We start from the raw sequence: 15011 nt of genomic DNA, 5'->3' as shown, positions 1-15011 counted from the left end.
GGCACCCTACATCAACACGATGTCGTACTGCTCCTGGCTTAAATTCGACTCGACCTGCAGCGACACGGGCTTGCCGATGAAGTCACACAGCATCGCCAGATGCTGCGATTCCTCTTCGAGGAACAGGTCGATCACCTGTTGCGCCGCCACGACGCGGAACTCGCGGGGATTGAACTGCCTGGACTCGCGCAGGATTTCCCGAAGGATGTCGTAGCACACCGTGCGTGCCGTCTTGACCTGTCCCTTGCTTTGGCATACTGGGCAGGGTTCGCACAGCAGATGCGCAAGCGATTCGCGCGTGCGCTTGCGGGTCATCTCGACCAGACCGAGCTGCGAGAAGCCGTTGACAGTGACGCGTGTGCGGTCTCGGCTGAGTGCCTTTTTCAACTCGCCCAGTACCGCATCGCGATGCTCGCCATTCTCCATGTCGATGAAGTCGATGATAATGATGCCGCCGAGATTGCGCAGCCGCAATTGCCGTGCAATCGTATGGGTGGCCTCGAGATTAGTTTTGAAGATCGTGTCGTCGAAGTTACGCGCGCCGACGTAGCCCCCCGTGTTGACGTCGATCGTCGTCATCGCCTCGGTCTGGTCGATCATCAGGTAGCCGCCAGACTTCAAGTCGACGCGGCGGGACAGCGCGCGCAGGATCTCGGTTTCGATGTTGTACAGATCGAATAGCGGGCGCTCGCCAGTATAGTGATGCAGCTTGGCGGCGACAGCCGGCGTGAATTCATTGGCGAACTCGACGAGCATCTGCGATGTTTCGCGGGAGTCAACCTGGATCCGTGTCGTATCGTCGTTGACGAAGTCGCGCAATACGCGCTGCGCCAGGTTCAGGTCCTGGTACAGCAGTGTCGTTGGCGGCATCCGCGTCGCCTGGGCTTGGATTGTGGCCCATGTCTTGCGCAGGTAAGCGACGTCGTTGGACAGCGCCTCACTGGACGCATCCTCGGCGATCGTACGCACGATATAGCCGCCCTTTTCGTCGACCGGAAGCACCGACGTTAGCCGGGCACGGACCGCTTCGCGTTCCACCTCGCTCTCGATCTTCTGCGAGATGCCGATGTGCGGCTCCTGTGGCAAATAGACGAGCGTTCGCCCGGCAATGCTGATCTGGGTGGACAGGCGTGCGCCCTTGGTGCCGATCGGGTCCTTGACTACCTGGACCATCAACGTTTGCCCTTCGAAGACAATCTTCTCGATCGGTTGCTGCGGCGCGCTGACTGCCGCATCCGGCGCCAGCCGGGGATGCCAGATGTCGGCCACGTGCAAAAACGCGGCGCGCTCCAGCCCGATATCGATGAATGCCGATTGCATGCCGGGCAGCACACGCACGACTTTGCCGAGATAGATATTGCCGACGCGGCCGCGTGACAGCGTTCTCTCGACATGAAGCTCTTGTACCGCGCCTTGCTGGATGATCGCGACGCGGGTTTCCTGCGGGGTGACGTTGATCAGAATTTCTTCGTTCATGATTTATTGGAACGTCACACGGGCCGCGCGCAGCAGCGCGGCGGTCTCGAAAAGGGGGAGGCCCATGATACCTGAATAGGACCCGTCGATCTGCTCAATGAACTCGGCGGCCCTGCCTTGTATGCCGTAGGCGCCTGCTTTGCCAAAGGGCTCGCCGCTACGCACGTAGCGTGCAAGCGATGCCTCGTCCGTCGCGGCAAACCGCACGCGCGACATGGACAGAGCACGGGTGAGGGCGCCGCTGGCATCGACCAGCGCGACAGCGGTCAATACCTGGTGCTCGCGGCCGGCCAGGCGCTTGAGCATGCGCAGCGCGTGATCGGCGTCGCTCGGCTTGCCCAGGATTTCGTCACCGAGCGCAACGGTGGTGTCCGCCACCAGGATCGGTGCCGGTGTCGCATCGCGCGTGCCTGTCAACAGCCGGTCCCGGCGCGCGCAGGCGGCCGTTGCCTTGGCGAGCGTCACGCGCATGACGTAGTCCTGCGGGGATTCGCCAGGTCGTTCGGCTTCCAGTGCCTCGGCGTCTTCGTGGGGCTCGGCGAGCAGCAGTTCGAAGCGTACGCCGATCTGGCCCAGCAGCGCCTGGCGACGGGGGCTTTGTGATGCGAGGTAAACGAACGAATGGTGCGGTGCGGGGCCGGAGGAGCCGGCCGCGCCGGATGTCACGTGTGCCGATGCGGCTGGCGACGATGGGTTAAGTGATGGAACGAGGGACATGATTACCTGGACGGGAAGGGCCGTGGCGCCTGCTGGCGCGGACCGGAGCAGGCAAGCCGACGCGTCGGGCGGTACCGTTATGCCCGATGGTAGGGATGATTTTGCGTGATGCTCCACGCGCGGTAAAGCTGTTCCGCCAGCAACACGCGCACCAGCGCGTGCGGCAACGTCATACTGGAGAGCCGCAGCAGCAGGTCGGCCTGTGCCTTGATAGCCGGATCGAGCCCGTCTGCGCCACCGATCACAAACGCCACGTCGCGGCCGTCCTGCTGCCAGCGCGGCAGGTATTGCGCGAGCTGCATCGTGGTCCAGTCGCGGCCATGCTCATCCAGCGCGACGAGCCGCGAGCCCTTGGGCAGTGCCGCTTCGATGCGCGCTCGCTCGGCCGCCATCACGCTGCTTGCCGGGCGTCCCAAAGCACGCTGTTCCGGCTTGACTTCCCGCAACTCGATGCGCAACTCGGACGGCATGCGCTTCACGTATTCGTCAAAGCCGCGCGCGATCCAGTCAGGCATCCGGTGTCCGACTGCGACAATATGGAGCTTCATGCCGATGAATCGGGCGCGGCCGCCGCCATATGCATCACGTCGTCAGGCCCGGCGCGACCGGGTCGCTGTCTTGCGTGCCGGCCCTGCCGCCGTGCGCGGGCTGCGGGCCGAGCCGGCATCGTCTTGCGGCGCATCATCGTCCGAGCTGTCATCATGCCCGCCATTCGGTGCCGGCGTGGCCGATCCGGCCTGGCCGCCGAGCTTCACGCGCACCGGCTTGTCCCCCCAGATTTCCTCGAGTCGATAGTATTGGCGCAGCGTGGGCTGCATGATGTGCACGACCGCGTCACCGCAGTCAACCAGCACCCATTCGCCGGTGTCCTCGCCTTCGGTGCTGACGATGTCACCGCCGCTCGCTTTGACCTTTTCGCGCACACTGTTGGCCAATGCCTTGGTTTGCCGGTTCGAGGTGCCGCTTGCCACGACCACGCGGTCGAACAGCTCGGTCAGATGATGGGTGTTGAAGACGCGGATGTCCTGCGCCTTGACGTCTTCGAGTGCGTCGATGATAACGCGTTGCAATGTGCAGATATCCATGTTTATGTCTGATACAGATGATGTTGATGGATGTACTGCCAGACCGCGTCGGGCACGCTGGCGACTTCCTCGAGGTGGCCACACGCCCGTTCGCGCAGCCATCGTCGCACGTCCGTGGCCGAGACGCCCAGCGACAGCGTCGTATCGAGCAGCACATGGCCGTGGGTCGTCGCACGCAGCGTGTCGGCCGACGCGCTGCGGCGCCCGATTTCGCCAAGCACCGTGGCGTCTGCCTGCGATAGATCGAATCCGGGACGCGTCGCGACACCGACATGGGCGAATTCAAATAGTTGGCGCCAGTTTTTCCACGTATGCAGACGGACCAGTTGGTCGGCCCCAATCAATAACGTCAACGATGCCGCTGCACCATGGCGAGCGCGCCATGCGGCCAGCGTCTCAGTCGTGTACGTTGGGCCGGGATGATCGATTTCATCGGTCGCGACGCTCACCCGCGTGGCAGGCAGTGCCAGCGACGCCGCCGCAAGGCGGGTCATCGCGAGCCGGTGCTGCGCGCACGATACGTCGCTCTTTTGCCACGGTTGCCCCGCTGGCAGCAGCACGAGTTCGGTCAACTCGAGCAATTCGGCAAACCGGCGCGCAAGCGCCAAGTGGCCGACGTGGATCGGGTCGAACGTGCCGCCCAGGATGCCGACCCGCGTAGGCCGCACGGGTGCGGCCCACGCGCCGATGGCGTCCGGCGATGATGGGTTCGGCGAACTCAGGTCTGCGTCCTTACACAATGCGATCGGGTGGCGGCCGTCACGGCTTAAATCCAGTCGCGCACCACCAGAAAATCGCGATATAGCCGGGCCTCGGGTGAGCCGGCGTCCGGATGCCAATCGTAGCGCCATTTTGCCACCGGGGGCATCGACATCATAATGGACTCGGTCCGCCCGCCACTTTGCAGGCCGAACAGTGTGCCGCGGTCGAAGACAAGATTGAACTCGACGTAGCGGCCGCGCCGGTAGGCCTGGAAATCCCGTTCGCGCTCGCCATAAGGCATCGCGCGTCGCCGCTCGATGATCGGCAGATAGGCGGTGAGCAAACCGTCCCCGACGTTGCGTGTCATCTCAAAGCCACGCGCGAATCCCAACTCCGCTAGGTCATCGTAAAAAATGCCGCCGATGCCGCGTGGTTCCCCACGGTGCTTCAAGTAGAAGTACTCGTCGCACCATCGCTTGAAGCGCGGATACAACTCGTCGCCGAACGGAGCCAGTGCGTCACGGCATGTCAAATGGAAATGCCGCGCGTCCTCCTCGAACCCGTAGTACGGCGTCAGGTCCATACCACCACCGTACCAGAACACCGGCGCTTCGTCCGGGTGGGTTGCGACAAACAGCCGCACATTCATGTGCACGGTCGGGCAATAGGGATTGCGCGGATGGAGCACCAGCGATACCCCCATCGCCTCGAAGCCGCGCCCGGCCAGTTGCGGACGGGCGGCGCTGGCCGATGGCGGCAAGGCGGCGCCGCTCACGTGCGAGAAGCCGACCACACCGCGCTCGAAGCATTCGCCGTCCTCGATCACGCGCGAGCAGCCGTCCCCTTGCAGCGTATCACTTGGCTCACGGCGCCACGTATGCGTGTCGAATGGCTTGCCGTCGAGTTGGCCCAGCGTATCGGCGATATGGCGCTGCAGCGCGAGCAGATAGTCGCGCACCGGTGCCAGATCACCAAGCCCGCAGGCGGCTGCGCTGTGCGCCGGCGCGCTGGCCGACGCTGGATCGGAGGACGGGGGGGCAAGATCGAACGGACAACTCATTGCGGATTAGTGCTTGCGGTTCAGGGCGCGGTGACCGATGTCGCGGCGATATTGCATGCCATCGAATTGAATATGATGGATCGTCTCATAGGCGATCGACTGTGCCTCGCGCACCGAGTCGGCCAACCCGACCACGCACAGCACGCGTCCGCCCGAGGTGACCAGCTTGCCGTCGATCAGCGCGGTGCCCGCGTGGAATGTGACAGCCGTTTCGGTCTGCGCCGGAATGCCATCGATGCGGTCTCCCTTGCGCGGCGCGTCCGGATACTGGTGTGCTGCGAGCACGACACCCAGCGCCGTGCGCCGGTCCCATTCGAGTTCGACGGTGTCCAGCGTACCGGCGAGCGCATGCTCGACGACACGCGCGAAGTCGCCCTTGAGCCGCGCCATGATCGGCTGCGTCTCCGGGTCGCCCATTCGGCAATTGAACTCGAGCGTCTTCGGGTTGCCTTGTGCGTCGATCATCAACCCAGCATACAGGAAGCCGGTATAGCGCAGGCCTTCGTGCTCCATGCCGCGCACGGTCGGCAGGATGATCTCGCGCATCACGCGTGCGTGCAATTGTGGCGTGATGATCGGTGCCGGCGAGTAGGCCCCCATGCCACCGGTGTTCGGGCCTTGATCGCTGTCGAGCAAGCGCTTGTGGTCTTGGCTCGACGCCAACGCGAGCACGTGCTTGCCGTCGACCATCACGATGAAGCTGGCTTCCTCGCCTTGCAGGTATTCCTCGATGACCACGCGCGCGCCCGCGTCGCCGAGTTTATTGTCGGCGAGCATCATCTCGATCGCGCGGTGCGCTTCATCCAGCGTCTGCGCGACCACCACGCCTTTACCGGCCGCGAGTCCGTCCGCCTTGATCACGATCGGTGCCCCCTTTGCCTCGGCGTACGCGTGCGCCGCTGCCACGTCGGAGAACGTCTCGTATTCGGCGGTCGGAATGCCGTGGCGCTTCATGAACGACTTGGCGAAGTCCTTCGAGCTCTCAAGCTTCGCCGCCTCGCGGGTCGGCCCGAAGATCTTCAGGCCGCGCGAGCGGAATAAGTTGACGATGCCTGCCGCGAGTGGTGCCTCGGGCCCGACCACGGTGAATGCGATCTGCTCGCACTCGGCGAAGTCGGCCAGTGCGTGCAGGTCGGTGATATCGACGTTGTGCAGGCGCTCCTGCAGCGCCGTGCCACCATTGCCCGGCGCCACGTAAACCGCGGTGACACGCGGCGATTGGGCGAGCTTCCACCCGAGTGCGTGTTCGCGACCGCCGGAGCCGACGACCAATACCTTCATGGAAATCCCCGAAAGAGCTAAAAAATCTTCTGCGCGAGCCGTTACTGGTCGGCGATGACCGCGTTCGTGTAAACCGCCTGCACATCGTCGAGGTTTTCCAGCGCGTCGAGCAGCTTTTGCATCTTGACTGCGTCGTCGCCCGTGAACTCCACCTCGGTTTGTGGTTTCATCGTGACCTCGGCGAGTTCCGCCTTGAAGCCCGCGGCCTCGAGCGCGGCTTTGACCTGCGCGAAGTCGTTCGGCGGGCACACTACCTCGATGCTGCCGTCGTCATTGGCCGTCACGTCATCGGCGCCGGCCTCCAGCGCCGCCTCCATCAGTGTGTCCTCCGGCGTGCCGGGTGAGAACAGGAACTGACCGACATGATCGAACAGGAAGGCGACCGAGCCGTCGGTGCCCAGATTGCCGCCGTGCTTGGAGAACGCGTGGCGCACTTCGGCGACGGTGCGCGTGCGGTTGTCGGTCATTGTGTCGACGATGATTGCCGCACCGCCGATGCCGTACCCCTCGTAGCGGATTTCCTCGTAGTTCGCGCCTTCGATGCCACCTACACCGCGCTGGATCGCGCGATTAACATTGTCCTTTGGCATGTTGGCGTCGGTTGCTTTGTCGATCGCCAGCCGCAGGCGCGGGTTCGATCCGGCATCGCCGCCGCCCAGCCGCGCCGCCACGGTGATTTCCTTGATCAACCGCGTCCAGACCTTGCCGCGCTTGGCATCTGCCGCGGCTTTCTTATGCTTGATGTTGGCCCATTTCGAGTGACCAGCCATGATGGTTTCTCCGACCGCGCACGCAACGCGCGCATCATTCGTTCAAATATCGATGTGTCGTGGCGAAGGCCCTGGCGCGTGGCGCCATCGGGACGACGGCGTACGTCGCGCGCCCTGTTGCCCGCCGTGCGCGCGTCGCATTCGCGCGCGAGGGGCGGCGCGGCAAGGGCGTTCGACGGGAAGGCGCAATTTTAGCATGCCGGCTACGCCTACAAGCCGTGCGGCCGCAATGTGGCTTCCGACCCCATGTCGTGATCCGCTTTCCTACCTGCCTTCCGGCTCCGCTCCCTGCCCGCTTCTGCGGCTGCGCTCTCCTGCTCGCTCTCCGGCTTGGCTGCAGGCGTCCCTAGTTCTTGGTGCCGAACAGCCGGTCGCCCGCGTCGCCTAGGCCCGGTACGATGTACGCGTGTCCATCCAAGTGTGAGTCCAGCGCCGCGACATACAATTTCACGTCCGGGTGTGCGTGTGTGAATACCTGCACCCCTTCAGGCGCCGCGACAAGGGAGAGGAACAGGATATTGGCGCCTCGCACGCCGCGGCGCTTCAGCACGTTGACCGCGTGCACTGCCGAGTAGCCGCTCGCCACCATCGGGTCGCACAGGATGAACGTGCGCTCCTCCAGATCGGGCAGCCGCACCAGGTATTCGACCGGACGATGGTCGTCTGCCCGGTATACGCCGATATGGCCAACGCGTGCCGACGGAATCAACTCCAGCAGCCCATCGGACATGCCCACGCCGGCGCGTAGCACCGGCACGACCGCCAGCTTGCGTCCGGCGATCACCGGCGCGTCGATTTCGACCAGCGGCGTGGCGATGCGACGCGTGGTCAGCGGCAGATCGCGGGTGATCTCATAGCCCATCAGCAGCGTGATTTCCCGCAGCAACTCGCGGAAGGTGCGCGTGGAGGTATCCCGGTCGCGCATGTGCGAGAGCTTGTGCTGGATCAGTGGATGATTGAGGATGAAGAGGTTCGGGAATCGGCTGTCTTGTTTCATGGCGGCGGGAGGGTGGCGCGGACGACGGTGAAGCGTCATACCAACCCAGTTTACTCAAATATTGGCGCCAATCCCAAGGTAATCGTCCACGCGGCAGCGCGCATCAACGCGATGCAGCCGATTCCAATACAATCGGCGCTTGGCCGGCGAACGTGGGGCATGGCCGCGCGTGGCCGCCCCAGCCGGCATAGCCGCACGGGGCGGCGCGTACCCTGCCTGGCACGTTCTGACGCGTGCGCATCGCCGATCCCGTTCGAAGCATCCACAGGAGGACAGCGCCCATGACCACCCGTATCGCGTTGATCGCGCACGATCACAAGAAAGACGACATCGTCACGCTGTGCGGCGAATATGTGCATGTGCTCAGTCGCTGCGAACTCGTGGCAACAGGCACGACCGGCTCACGCATCGCGCACCGGCATGGCTTGCCGGTGCAGTGCAAGCTGTCGGGCCCGCATGGGGGCGACCTGCAGATCGGCGCGGAGCTGGCCGAAGGTCGCATCGACATGGTGATTTTCCTGCGCGACCCGATGACGCCGCAGCCGCACGAGCCGGATATCAACGCGCTCGTGCGCGCATGCGACGTGCACAACGTGCCGTGCGCGACGAACATGTCCACGGCACGGATGATCCTTGAGCGGCTCGCGCAGCGGCTGGATGCGCCGGCCTGAATCGATTTGCCACCAGGAGCCACGATGACCCAAGCCATTCGTTTTGAGCGCACCGGCGGACCGCAGGTGCTGCAGTGGGTTGACGTCGACGTGCCGGCACCCGGCGTGGGCGAGATCCGCGTGCGCCACCACGCGGTCGGCCTAAACTTCATCGATGTGTATTTTCGCACCGGCCTGTATCCGCAGCCGCTGCCCGCGGGCCTAGGCATGGAGGCCGCTGGTGAAGTGGTCGACGTCGGCCCCGGCGTCACCGATTTCGCGCCGGGTGAACGTATCGCCTATGCGGCGCGCCCGCCTGGCGCCTATGCGCAGGAGCGTGTGATCGCCGCCTCCAGCGTGGTCAAGCTGCCGCAGTCGATCTCGTACGAGCAGGGGGCGGCCATGATGCTGCAAGGCATGACGGCGCAGTACCTGCTTCGGCGCACGTACCGCGTGAAGGCCGGCGACACGATCCTCGTGCACGCGGCCGCAGGCGGCGTTGGGTTAATCTTGTGCCAGTGGGCGAAGGCGCTTGGCGCGACGGTGATCGGCACCGTCGGCTCGGATGAGAAAGCTATGCTGGCGAAAGCCAATGGCTGTGACCACCCTATCGTCTACACGCGCGAGGATTTCGCGCAGCGGGTCAAGGAGATCACGGCGTGCCGCGGCGTGCCAGTAGTCTATGACTCGATCGGCAAGGACACTTATGCCGGCTCGCTCGACTGTCTTGCGCCGTTCGGCGTGTTCGTCAGCTTTGGCAATGCGAGCGGCCCGCTGCCGCCGATCAATGCGGCCGACCTGGCGAACCACGGCTCGTTGTACTTCACGCGTCCGACGCTGTTTACGCACATCGCGAAACGCGAAGACCTGCTTCAGATCTCGGGCGAGCTGTTCGACGTCGTGCAGCGCGGGTGGGTGCGGATCGGTATCCGCCAGCGTTACGCGTTGCGCGACGCGGCCGATGCACATCGGGATCTGGAGGGCCGGCGCACGACCGGCTCATCGATCTTGCTGCCCTAACGCCATATCGGCATTGTCACCGGCATCGATGATGCGTGCGATCGCGACACGTGCCGCACTGCGTTCATCGGCGCGCAGGAACGCAATCTGGTCGAGCGCATGCTGGATGACATGCTCGGCTCGCTCGCTCGCGTTGGACGGTAGCAGCATGACTGCCTTGTGCCAGGCCACCGCTCGCGTGTCGACGTGCAACGCCGGGACGGTTTCCAGCAGCGTCTGCGCGGCGAACGTAGCGTACTGCGACGGCCAGCGCTCGATCATCGCGTACAGCGAGTACAACTGTGCCGGCTGCAGCTCCGCTGGGAACATCGGCAATGCCCGGAGCAGCCCGAGCCACGCTTCGGTCATCGCCGGTTGCGGTAGCGACATCGCGATCTGTCGAATCTGCCCATATTCCGCGATACTTGTCTGACGGCCCAACGTAGGCAAGGCGACACACAGTGCCGCCGTCACCTGGCCCTGGTCGGACGGTGGAAGGCTCAACAGCGCTTGCCGTAGCGTGCGGTACCACTGCGTGGCTTGATGCAGCGTTGCTGCGTCGCGTACATTGAATCCGTGCACGAATGCTGGCAATTGGACCGCGAGCGCACTGATCAGCGCCGCTCGCTCGGCCGTGTCAAGCTGCGGAATCCATGCAATGAATTCATCGTATCGCTGGATGAACCGTTCGCGCGGCAGCACGTGCAATTGCGATGCGAGGGCGAACCCATAGTGCGACGGCATCAGATGGCGCTGCCACACCTGCGTGTAACAGGATTCGTACGCGTTGGCGCGAGCACTTGGATCAAGGTATTTCAACGTGGTCACGACGGTCCTACCGATCGCATAACCCGCGGCAGGCAGTCCCGCGGCAGCGGTGAATACCGATTCGAAGGCTGCCGCTTGCTCGTGCTTGGGAAAGTTTTGGCGCAGCAGTTGCGTCAATAGCGTCAAGATCGGGAGGATGCGCAGCCCAGGCTGCTCGACGATGTCATGCTCGATCTGTACCAGTAGCGCTTGTACGTCGGCGGCGTTGAATACGGTTTGGGCGTGATGGGCATGGCGCTTGGATAGAACCTGCTCGCGCAGTACGGCATGGGTGCGCCGCTCGACCATCGACAGGCGGCAAAGGTCGCGGGTGTCCAAATAGCGGCTGATTTGGGCGATCAACTCGTCGGGCAAGTCGCAATAGGTGGCCGCTCGCGTGCCTGTTGCATCCGTGCGGGGTTGCAGGCGTGCATGAGTCAGCGACGCCGACCCGGGGTCGTGCATCGGTTGATGCTGTCGTTCCTCTCGTGTCACGGATAAAGCGGCTTCGAGGGCTGCGACCGAAACGTTTGCATCGGCGGTGTCCATTGATCTCTCCTAGTACCAGGCAATCGCGATGGGCTCGCGGGGGGCGTCTATAAACAGTGAGCCTTAATTGAACCGCAACGGCCGCCGCGCGTGTCTGTGGCCGTTGATAAGCAGACGGGACTTGGCGGATGAGGCGATCATATCAGCCATATTGTGAGCGTACACTGACATGATTTTGCGCCGCCTGTTTCGCGTGGATGCGTTTTGGGGCACACCCGCGCGTCATGCAGCCACGCTTGTGCCGGGTCGGCTTCGCGTGAAAGATCGTCTCCGGTTCCCGGGCTCGGGCATACTGGAGCCCGCACGCAGGCGCGGCCTGCTTTGGACTTTCAATACGTGAATGGAACGCCCCGATCCTGACGAATTGCTCGACAAGCTACAACGCGAGGAGGAAAAAAAACAGCGCGGCAAGCTGAAAATTTTTTTCGGCGCGTCGGCGGGCGTGGGCAAGACGTTCGTGATGCTGCAGGCGGCACGACGATGCCGCGATGAAGGCGTGGACGTCGTGGTCGGCGTGGCGGAAACTCACGGACGCAGGGAAACGGTGGCGCTGCTCGATGGCATGCCGTCGATTCCCGCTGCCCGTTATCCGTATCGCGGCAAGGTGTTGCCAGAATTTGATCTGAACGCGGCGCTGGCACGCAGGCCACAGTTGATCCTGGTCGACGAGTTGGCGCATTCGAACGTGCCCGGCGCACGCCACATGAAGCGTTGGCAGGATGTGCAGGAACTGCTGGATGCCGGGATCGACGTCTACACGACGCTCAACGTCCAGCATCTCGAAAGCCTGAACGATGTGGTTGGCCAGATCACTGGTATTCGCGTATGGGAAACGGTCCCGGACCGAATATTCGATCTGGCGGACGAGGTCACGCTGGTGGATCTGCCCGCAGACGAACTGCTCGCGCGCTTGCGTGACGGCAAGGTCTATCTGCCACAGCAGGCAGAGCACGCGGTACGCCATTTCTTTCGCAAGGGCAACCTGATCGCGTTGCGGGAACTCGCGTTGCGGCGCACTGCGGATCGGGTGGATGCGCAGATGCGCGAATACCGTGCGGATCAGTCGATTGAGCGCGTTTGGCATGCGCGCGAGCGGATCATCGCGTGTGTCGGTCCGGGTTTGGAGAGCGCGATGCTGGTGCGCGCGGCTGCGCGGCTCGCGGCAAGCTTAAAGGCGGATTGGCTGGCGGTCTATGTCGAGACGCCGAAGCTGCAACGGCTGCCGGACGCCGTCCGAAAGCGCACACTCGATGCGTTGAAATTGGCTGCCGAACTCGGCGCCGAAACGGTGACGCTGGATGGGCCCGACGCGGCTCGCACGCTGCTTGCTTATGCGAGGATGCGCAACGTGTCTAGGCTCGTCGCCGGCGTGCCGCGCACACGACGCTGGTTTGCCCCGTCAATCGGCGAGCGGTTGCTGCAATCGGCGTTCGATATCGACGTGACGCTGGTGGGTGCCGGCCGCGCGCATGAGCGGCGCGGTGCACGCAGCGACGTGCGCAGCTTCGCGTCGTCGCTGGGTGGCGAGCGCCACTCGAAGCTGCGTCACTACGCGTATGCGGCGGCGATCAGTGCCGGTATCACGGTGGTGGCGACCGAACTGCTGCACCGGATTGATCTGGCGAACCTGGCCATGCTGTATCTGCTCGGTGTGATCTTTGCCGCCGCAAGGCTGGGGCGCGGTCCGGGCGTGCTGATGTCGTTTCTCAGCGTCGCGTCGTTCGACTTTTTCTTCGTGCCACCGCGTATATCGCTGTCGGTGTCCGACACGCAATACCTGTTGACATTCGCTGTGATGCTGCTCACGTCGCTGACGATCAGCCATCTGACGTCGAGCCTGCGCCGGCAGGCGCGTATCGCGACGCTGCGCGAGCGGCGCACCAGTGCGATGTACGCGATGACGCGAGAGTTGGGTGCGGCGCTGACCGCCGGCCAGATACTCGAAATCGGCATCCGGCATGTCGCAGAAGTGTTCCAGGCGCACGTGTCGATCTTGTTGCCGGACAGCAATGACAAAGTCAGGCAGAAGGTCGAGGAGCCGGACCCGGCGATCATGCTGCAGCCGCCGGCACTCGATATCGATATCGCGCAATGGGTTTACGACCAGCAAAAGCCGGCCGGGCACGGCACCGACACATTGCCAGCCGCTGACGCGCTCTATCTGCCGCTGAAGGCGCCGATGCGCACGCGCGGCGTGCTGGCACTGGTGGTGGCGCGCTTTGAAGACCTGGCAGTGCCTGAGCAGCGTCGCATGATCGATACGTTCGCCGCGCAGATCGCCCTAGCACTGGAGCGTGTGCACTACGTCGAGATTGCGCAGGACGCGTTGGTCAGTATGGAGTCCGAGCGGTTGCGCAACGCGCTGTTGTCGGCTATTTCGCACGACCTGCGCACGCCGCTGACGGCCATCGTCGGCTTTGCGTCGATGCTCGCCGAACAGCAGGGCGGGGGGGCGTCGCCTCGGCCGCAGGCCGAGCGCGACCTGATCGAGGCGATCCACGAGGAGGCGCTGCGCATGACGCGCTTGGTGACCAACTTGTTGGACATGGCCCGGCTGCAGGCCGGCGCGGTCCGGCTCAACCGCCAGTGGTTGATGCTGGAGGAAATGGTGGGTGCCGCACTCGCCGCATGTCGCCGGAGCCTGGCCGCCCATCCGGTGCACACGCGCGTGCCGGTCGAGCTGCCGCTGTTGTGGCTTGATCCGGTGCTGATGGAGCATTTGTTCGCCAACCTGTTCGAGAATGCCGCAAAGTACACGCCGGCCGGCGCGCCATTGTCGATTGATGCGAGTGTGGTCGAGGACGGCGCGCGCCGCTATGTCAAAGTAGCGGTCGAGGACTGCGGCCCCGGCCTGCCGCCGGGCATGGAAGCGCGCGTGTTCGACAAGTTCACACGCGGCGAAAAGGAATCGGCCAAGCCCGGCATCGGCCTCGGGTTGGCGATCTGCCGGGCCATCGTTGACGCTCACGGTGGTCGAATCGGCGCAGAAAACCGCGTTGATGCGCAAGGCCGCGTGCTGGGGGCGCGCTTCTGGTTCATGTTGTCGGCCGATGAGGTCCCTCCGGGCGGCGGCGAAGCGCTGGAACAGGATGCCGACGCGGCGCGCAGTGGGCATGCGGTTGACGAGGTCACACCGAAATCATGAGCGAACCGAACGTGACAATTGTCCTGATCGAGGACGAAAAGCAAATCCGCCGTTTCGTAGGCACCTCGCTGCAAGCGCAGGGCATGACGGTATTCGACGCGGACACGGGTCGGCAGGGGCTGGTCGAGACCGCCACGCGCCGGGCGGACCTGGTGATCGTGGACCTGGGCCTGCCCGATACCGACGGCCTGGACGTGATCCGCGAATTGCGCGGATGGACCGATCTGCCGATCATCGTATTATCTGCGCGCAGCCAGGAGGAGCAGAAAGTGGCCGCGCTGGATGCGGGGGCGGACGATTACTTAACCAAGCCGTTCGGCGTGTCGGAGCTGCTGGCGCGGATCCGCGCGCAGTTGCGCCGGCGCAATCGCGGTGGCCAGGACGACACGTCGCAAGTACAGTTCGGTGGCATCGTCGTGGACCTGAGCGCACGCCGCGTGACCCGGGATGGCGAGGTGGTGCATCTGACGCCGATCGAATACCGACTGCTGGTTACGCTGGTGCGCCATGCCGGTCGCGTGCTGACGCACCGCCAATTGCTGCGCGACGTCTGGGGGCCGTCACATGTAGAGAGCCATCATTACTTGCGCATCTACATGGGACATTTGCGACAGAAGCTGGAGCGCGATCCTGCGCAGCCCGAGCACATCGTGACCGAAACAGGTGTCGGATACCGGCTCGCCGGCGTGCAGTAGCGGCCTCGCGTGGTGCGGCGCTGTGCCGCTGCACGGCCACGCTCGGCAGCGCGCACGACACTTTGATAGAATCGACGC

At 64.1% G+C, this 15011-nt stretch carries 14 protein-coding genes; 4 read left to right on the top strand and 10 right to left on the bottom strand.

From position 1 onward, the window contains the following. Positions 1-6: 6 nt before the first annotated feature. The 9 genes from rng to upp form a co-directional block, all read right to left on the bottom strand. On the bottom strand, positions 7-1476 hold the full coding sequence (gene rng, locus KQH60_RS11330; protein ID WP_237576555.1) for a ribonuclease G: 1470 nt from the start codon (positions 1474-1476) through the stop codon (positions 7-9). A gap of 3 nt (positions 1477-1479) precedes the next feature. Next, a complete protein-coding gene (locus tag KQH60_RS11325) occupies positions 1480-2142 on the bottom strand; it encodes a Maf family protein (protein ID WP_237576554.1) in 663 nt (220 codons plus the stop codon). 128 nt (positions 2143-2270) lie between these two features. Beyond that, a complete protein-coding gene (gene rlmH, locus KQH60_RS11320; RefSeq protein WP_237576553.1) occupies positions 2271-2741 on the bottom strand; it encodes a 23S rRNA (pseudouridine(1915)-N(3))-methyltransferase RlmH in 471 nt (156 codons plus the stop codon). 42 nt (positions 2742-2783) lie between these two features. Continuing rightward, a complete protein-coding gene (gene rsfS, locus KQH60_RS11315; RefSeq protein WP_237576552.1) occupies positions 2784-3278 on the bottom strand; it encodes a ribosome silencing factor in 495 nt (164 codons plus the stop codon). A gap of 2 nt (positions 3279-3280) precedes the next feature. Further along, on the bottom strand, positions 3281-4000 hold the full coding sequence (locus tag KQH60_RS11310) for a nicotinate-nucleotide adenylyltransferase (protein WP_237576764.1): 720 nt from the start codon (positions 3998-4000) through the stop codon (positions 3281-3283). A 44-nt stretch (positions 4001-4044) separates the two neighbouring features. Then, entirely contained in the window at positions 4045-5040 is a 996-nt protein-coding gene (hemF, locus tag KQH60_RS11305) for an oxygen-dependent coproporphyrinogen oxidase (RefSeq protein WP_237576551.1), read from the bottom strand. 6 nt (positions 5041-5046) lie between these two features. Further along, the gene (gene purD, locus KQH60_RS11300; protein ID WP_237576550.1) at positions 5047-6321 is read right to left on the bottom strand and encodes a phosphoribosylamine--glycine ligase; all 1275 of its coding nucleotides are present in this window, start codon (positions 6319-6321) and stop codon (positions 5047-5049) included. A 41-nt stretch (positions 6322-6362) separates the two neighbouring features. Next, complete coding sequence (locus KQH60_RS11295; protein ID WP_237576548.1) at positions 6363-7091, bottom strand: YebC/PmpR family DNA-binding transcriptional regulator; 729 nt, start codon at positions 7089-7091, stop codon at positions 6363-6365. Between the two features lie 346 nt (positions 7092-7437). After that, positions 7438-8088 (bottom strand): uracil phosphoribosyltransferase, encoded by a 651-nt coding sequence (upp, locus tag KQH60_RS11290; RefSeq protein ID WP_237576546.1) that lies wholly within the window; start codon positions 8086-8088, stop codon positions 7438-7440. 281 nt (positions 8089-8369) lie between these two features. Here upp and KQH60_RS11285 point away from each other — a divergent pair, with 281 nt between their 5' ends. Together KQH60_RS11285 and KQH60_RS11280 are read left to right on the top strand one after the other, a co-directional pair. After that, positions 8370-8759 carry a methylglyoxal synthase gene (locus KQH60_RS11285; protein WP_237576544.1) on the top strand — a complete coding sequence of 130 codons (390 nt, stop codon included), beginning with the start codon at positions 8370-8372 and terminating at the stop codon, positions 8757-8759. Positions 8760-8783: 24 nt separating this feature from the next. Beyond that, on the top strand, positions 8784-9758 hold the full coding sequence (locus tag KQH60_RS11280) for a quinone oxidoreductase (protein ID WP_237576542.1): 975 nt from the start codon (positions 8784-8786) through the stop codon (positions 9756-9758). Here the strand turns inward: KQH60_RS11280 and KQH60_RS11275 are convergent. Then, positions 9738-11093 (bottom strand): F-box protein, encoded by a 1356-nt coding sequence (locus tag KQH60_RS11275; protein WP_237576540.1) that lies wholly within the window; start codon positions 11091-11093, stop codon positions 9738-9740. The two genes, KQH60_RS11280 and KQH60_RS11275, sit on opposite strands and share 21 nt — an antisense overlap. Positions 11094-11433: 340 nt before the next feature. On the opposite strand from KQH60_RS11275, the gene KQH60_RS11270 reads away from it, so the two are divergent. After that, on the top strand, positions 11434-14238 hold the full coding sequence (locus tag KQH60_RS11270) for a DUF4118 domain-containing protein (protein WP_237576538.1): 2805 nt from the start codon (positions 11434-11436) through the stop codon (positions 14236-14238). Then, a complete protein-coding gene (kdpE, locus tag KQH60_RS11265) occupies positions 14235-14933 on the top strand; it encodes a two-component system response regulator KdpE (RefSeq protein WP_237576537.1) in 699 nt (232 codons plus the stop codon). The genes KQH60_RS11270 and kdpE overlap by 4 nt, the downstream gene beginning before the upstream one ends. Positions 14934-15011: the final 78 nt, after the last annotated feature.

This window comes from Mycetohabitans sp. B8, assembly GCF_021991875.1.
Taxonomy (GTDB): Bacteria; Pseudomonadota; Gammaproteobacteria; order Burkholderiales; family Burkholderiaceae; genus Mycetohabitans.
Note: the sequence above shows the minus strand (reverse complement) of the source record. Positions and strands in the feature narration are given on the sequence as shown.

Excerpts from the sequence above, each read along its gene's own strand:
- rng (WP_237576555.1), bottom strand. The coding sequence starts at position 1,476 with ATGAACGAAGAAATTCTGATCAACGTCACCCCGCAGGAAACCCGCGTC.
- rlmH (WP_237576553.1), bottom strand. The coding sequence starts at position 2,741 with ATGAAGCTCCATATTGTCGCAGTCGGACACCGGATGCCTGACTGGATC.
- rsfS (WP_237576552.1), bottom strand. The coding sequence starts at position 3,278 with ATGGATATCTGCACATTGCAACGCGTTATCATCGACGCACTCGAAGAC.
- hemF (WP_237576551.1), bottom strand. The coding sequence starts at position 5,040 with ATGAGTTGTCCGTTCGATCTTGCCCCCCCGTCCTCCGATCCAGCGTCG.
- purD (WP_237576550.1), bottom strand. The coding sequence starts at position 6,321 with ATGAAGGTATTGGTCGTCGGCTCCGGCGGTCGCGAACACGCACTCGGG.
- KQH60_RS11295 (WP_237576548.1), bottom strand. The coding sequence starts at position 7,091 with ATGGCTGGTCACTCGAAATGGGCCAACATCAAGCATAAGAAAGCCGCG.
- upp (WP_237576546.1), bottom strand. The coding sequence starts at position 8,088 with ATGAAACAAGACAGCCGATTCCCGAACCTCTTCATCCTCAATCATCCA.
- KQH60_RS11285 (WP_237576544.1), top strand. The coding sequence starts at position 8,370 with ATGACCACCCGTATCGCGTTGATCGCGCACGATCACAAGAAAGACGAC.
- KQH60_RS11280 (WP_237576542.1), top strand. The coding sequence starts at position 8,784 with ATGACCCAAGCCATTCGTTTTGAGCGCACCGGCGGACCGCAGGTGCTG.
- KQH60_RS11275 (WP_237576540.1), bottom strand. The coding sequence starts at position 11,093 with ATGGACACCGCCGATGCAAACGTTTCGGTCGCAGCCCTCGAAGCCGCT.
- KQH60_RS11270 (WP_237576538.1), top strand. The coding sequence starts at position 11,434 with ATGGAACGCCCCGATCCTGACGAATTGCTCGACAAGCTACAACGCGAG.
- kdpE (WP_237576537.1), top strand. The coding sequence starts at position 14,235 with ATGAGCGAACCGAACGTGACAATTGTCCTGATCGAGGACGAAAAGCAA.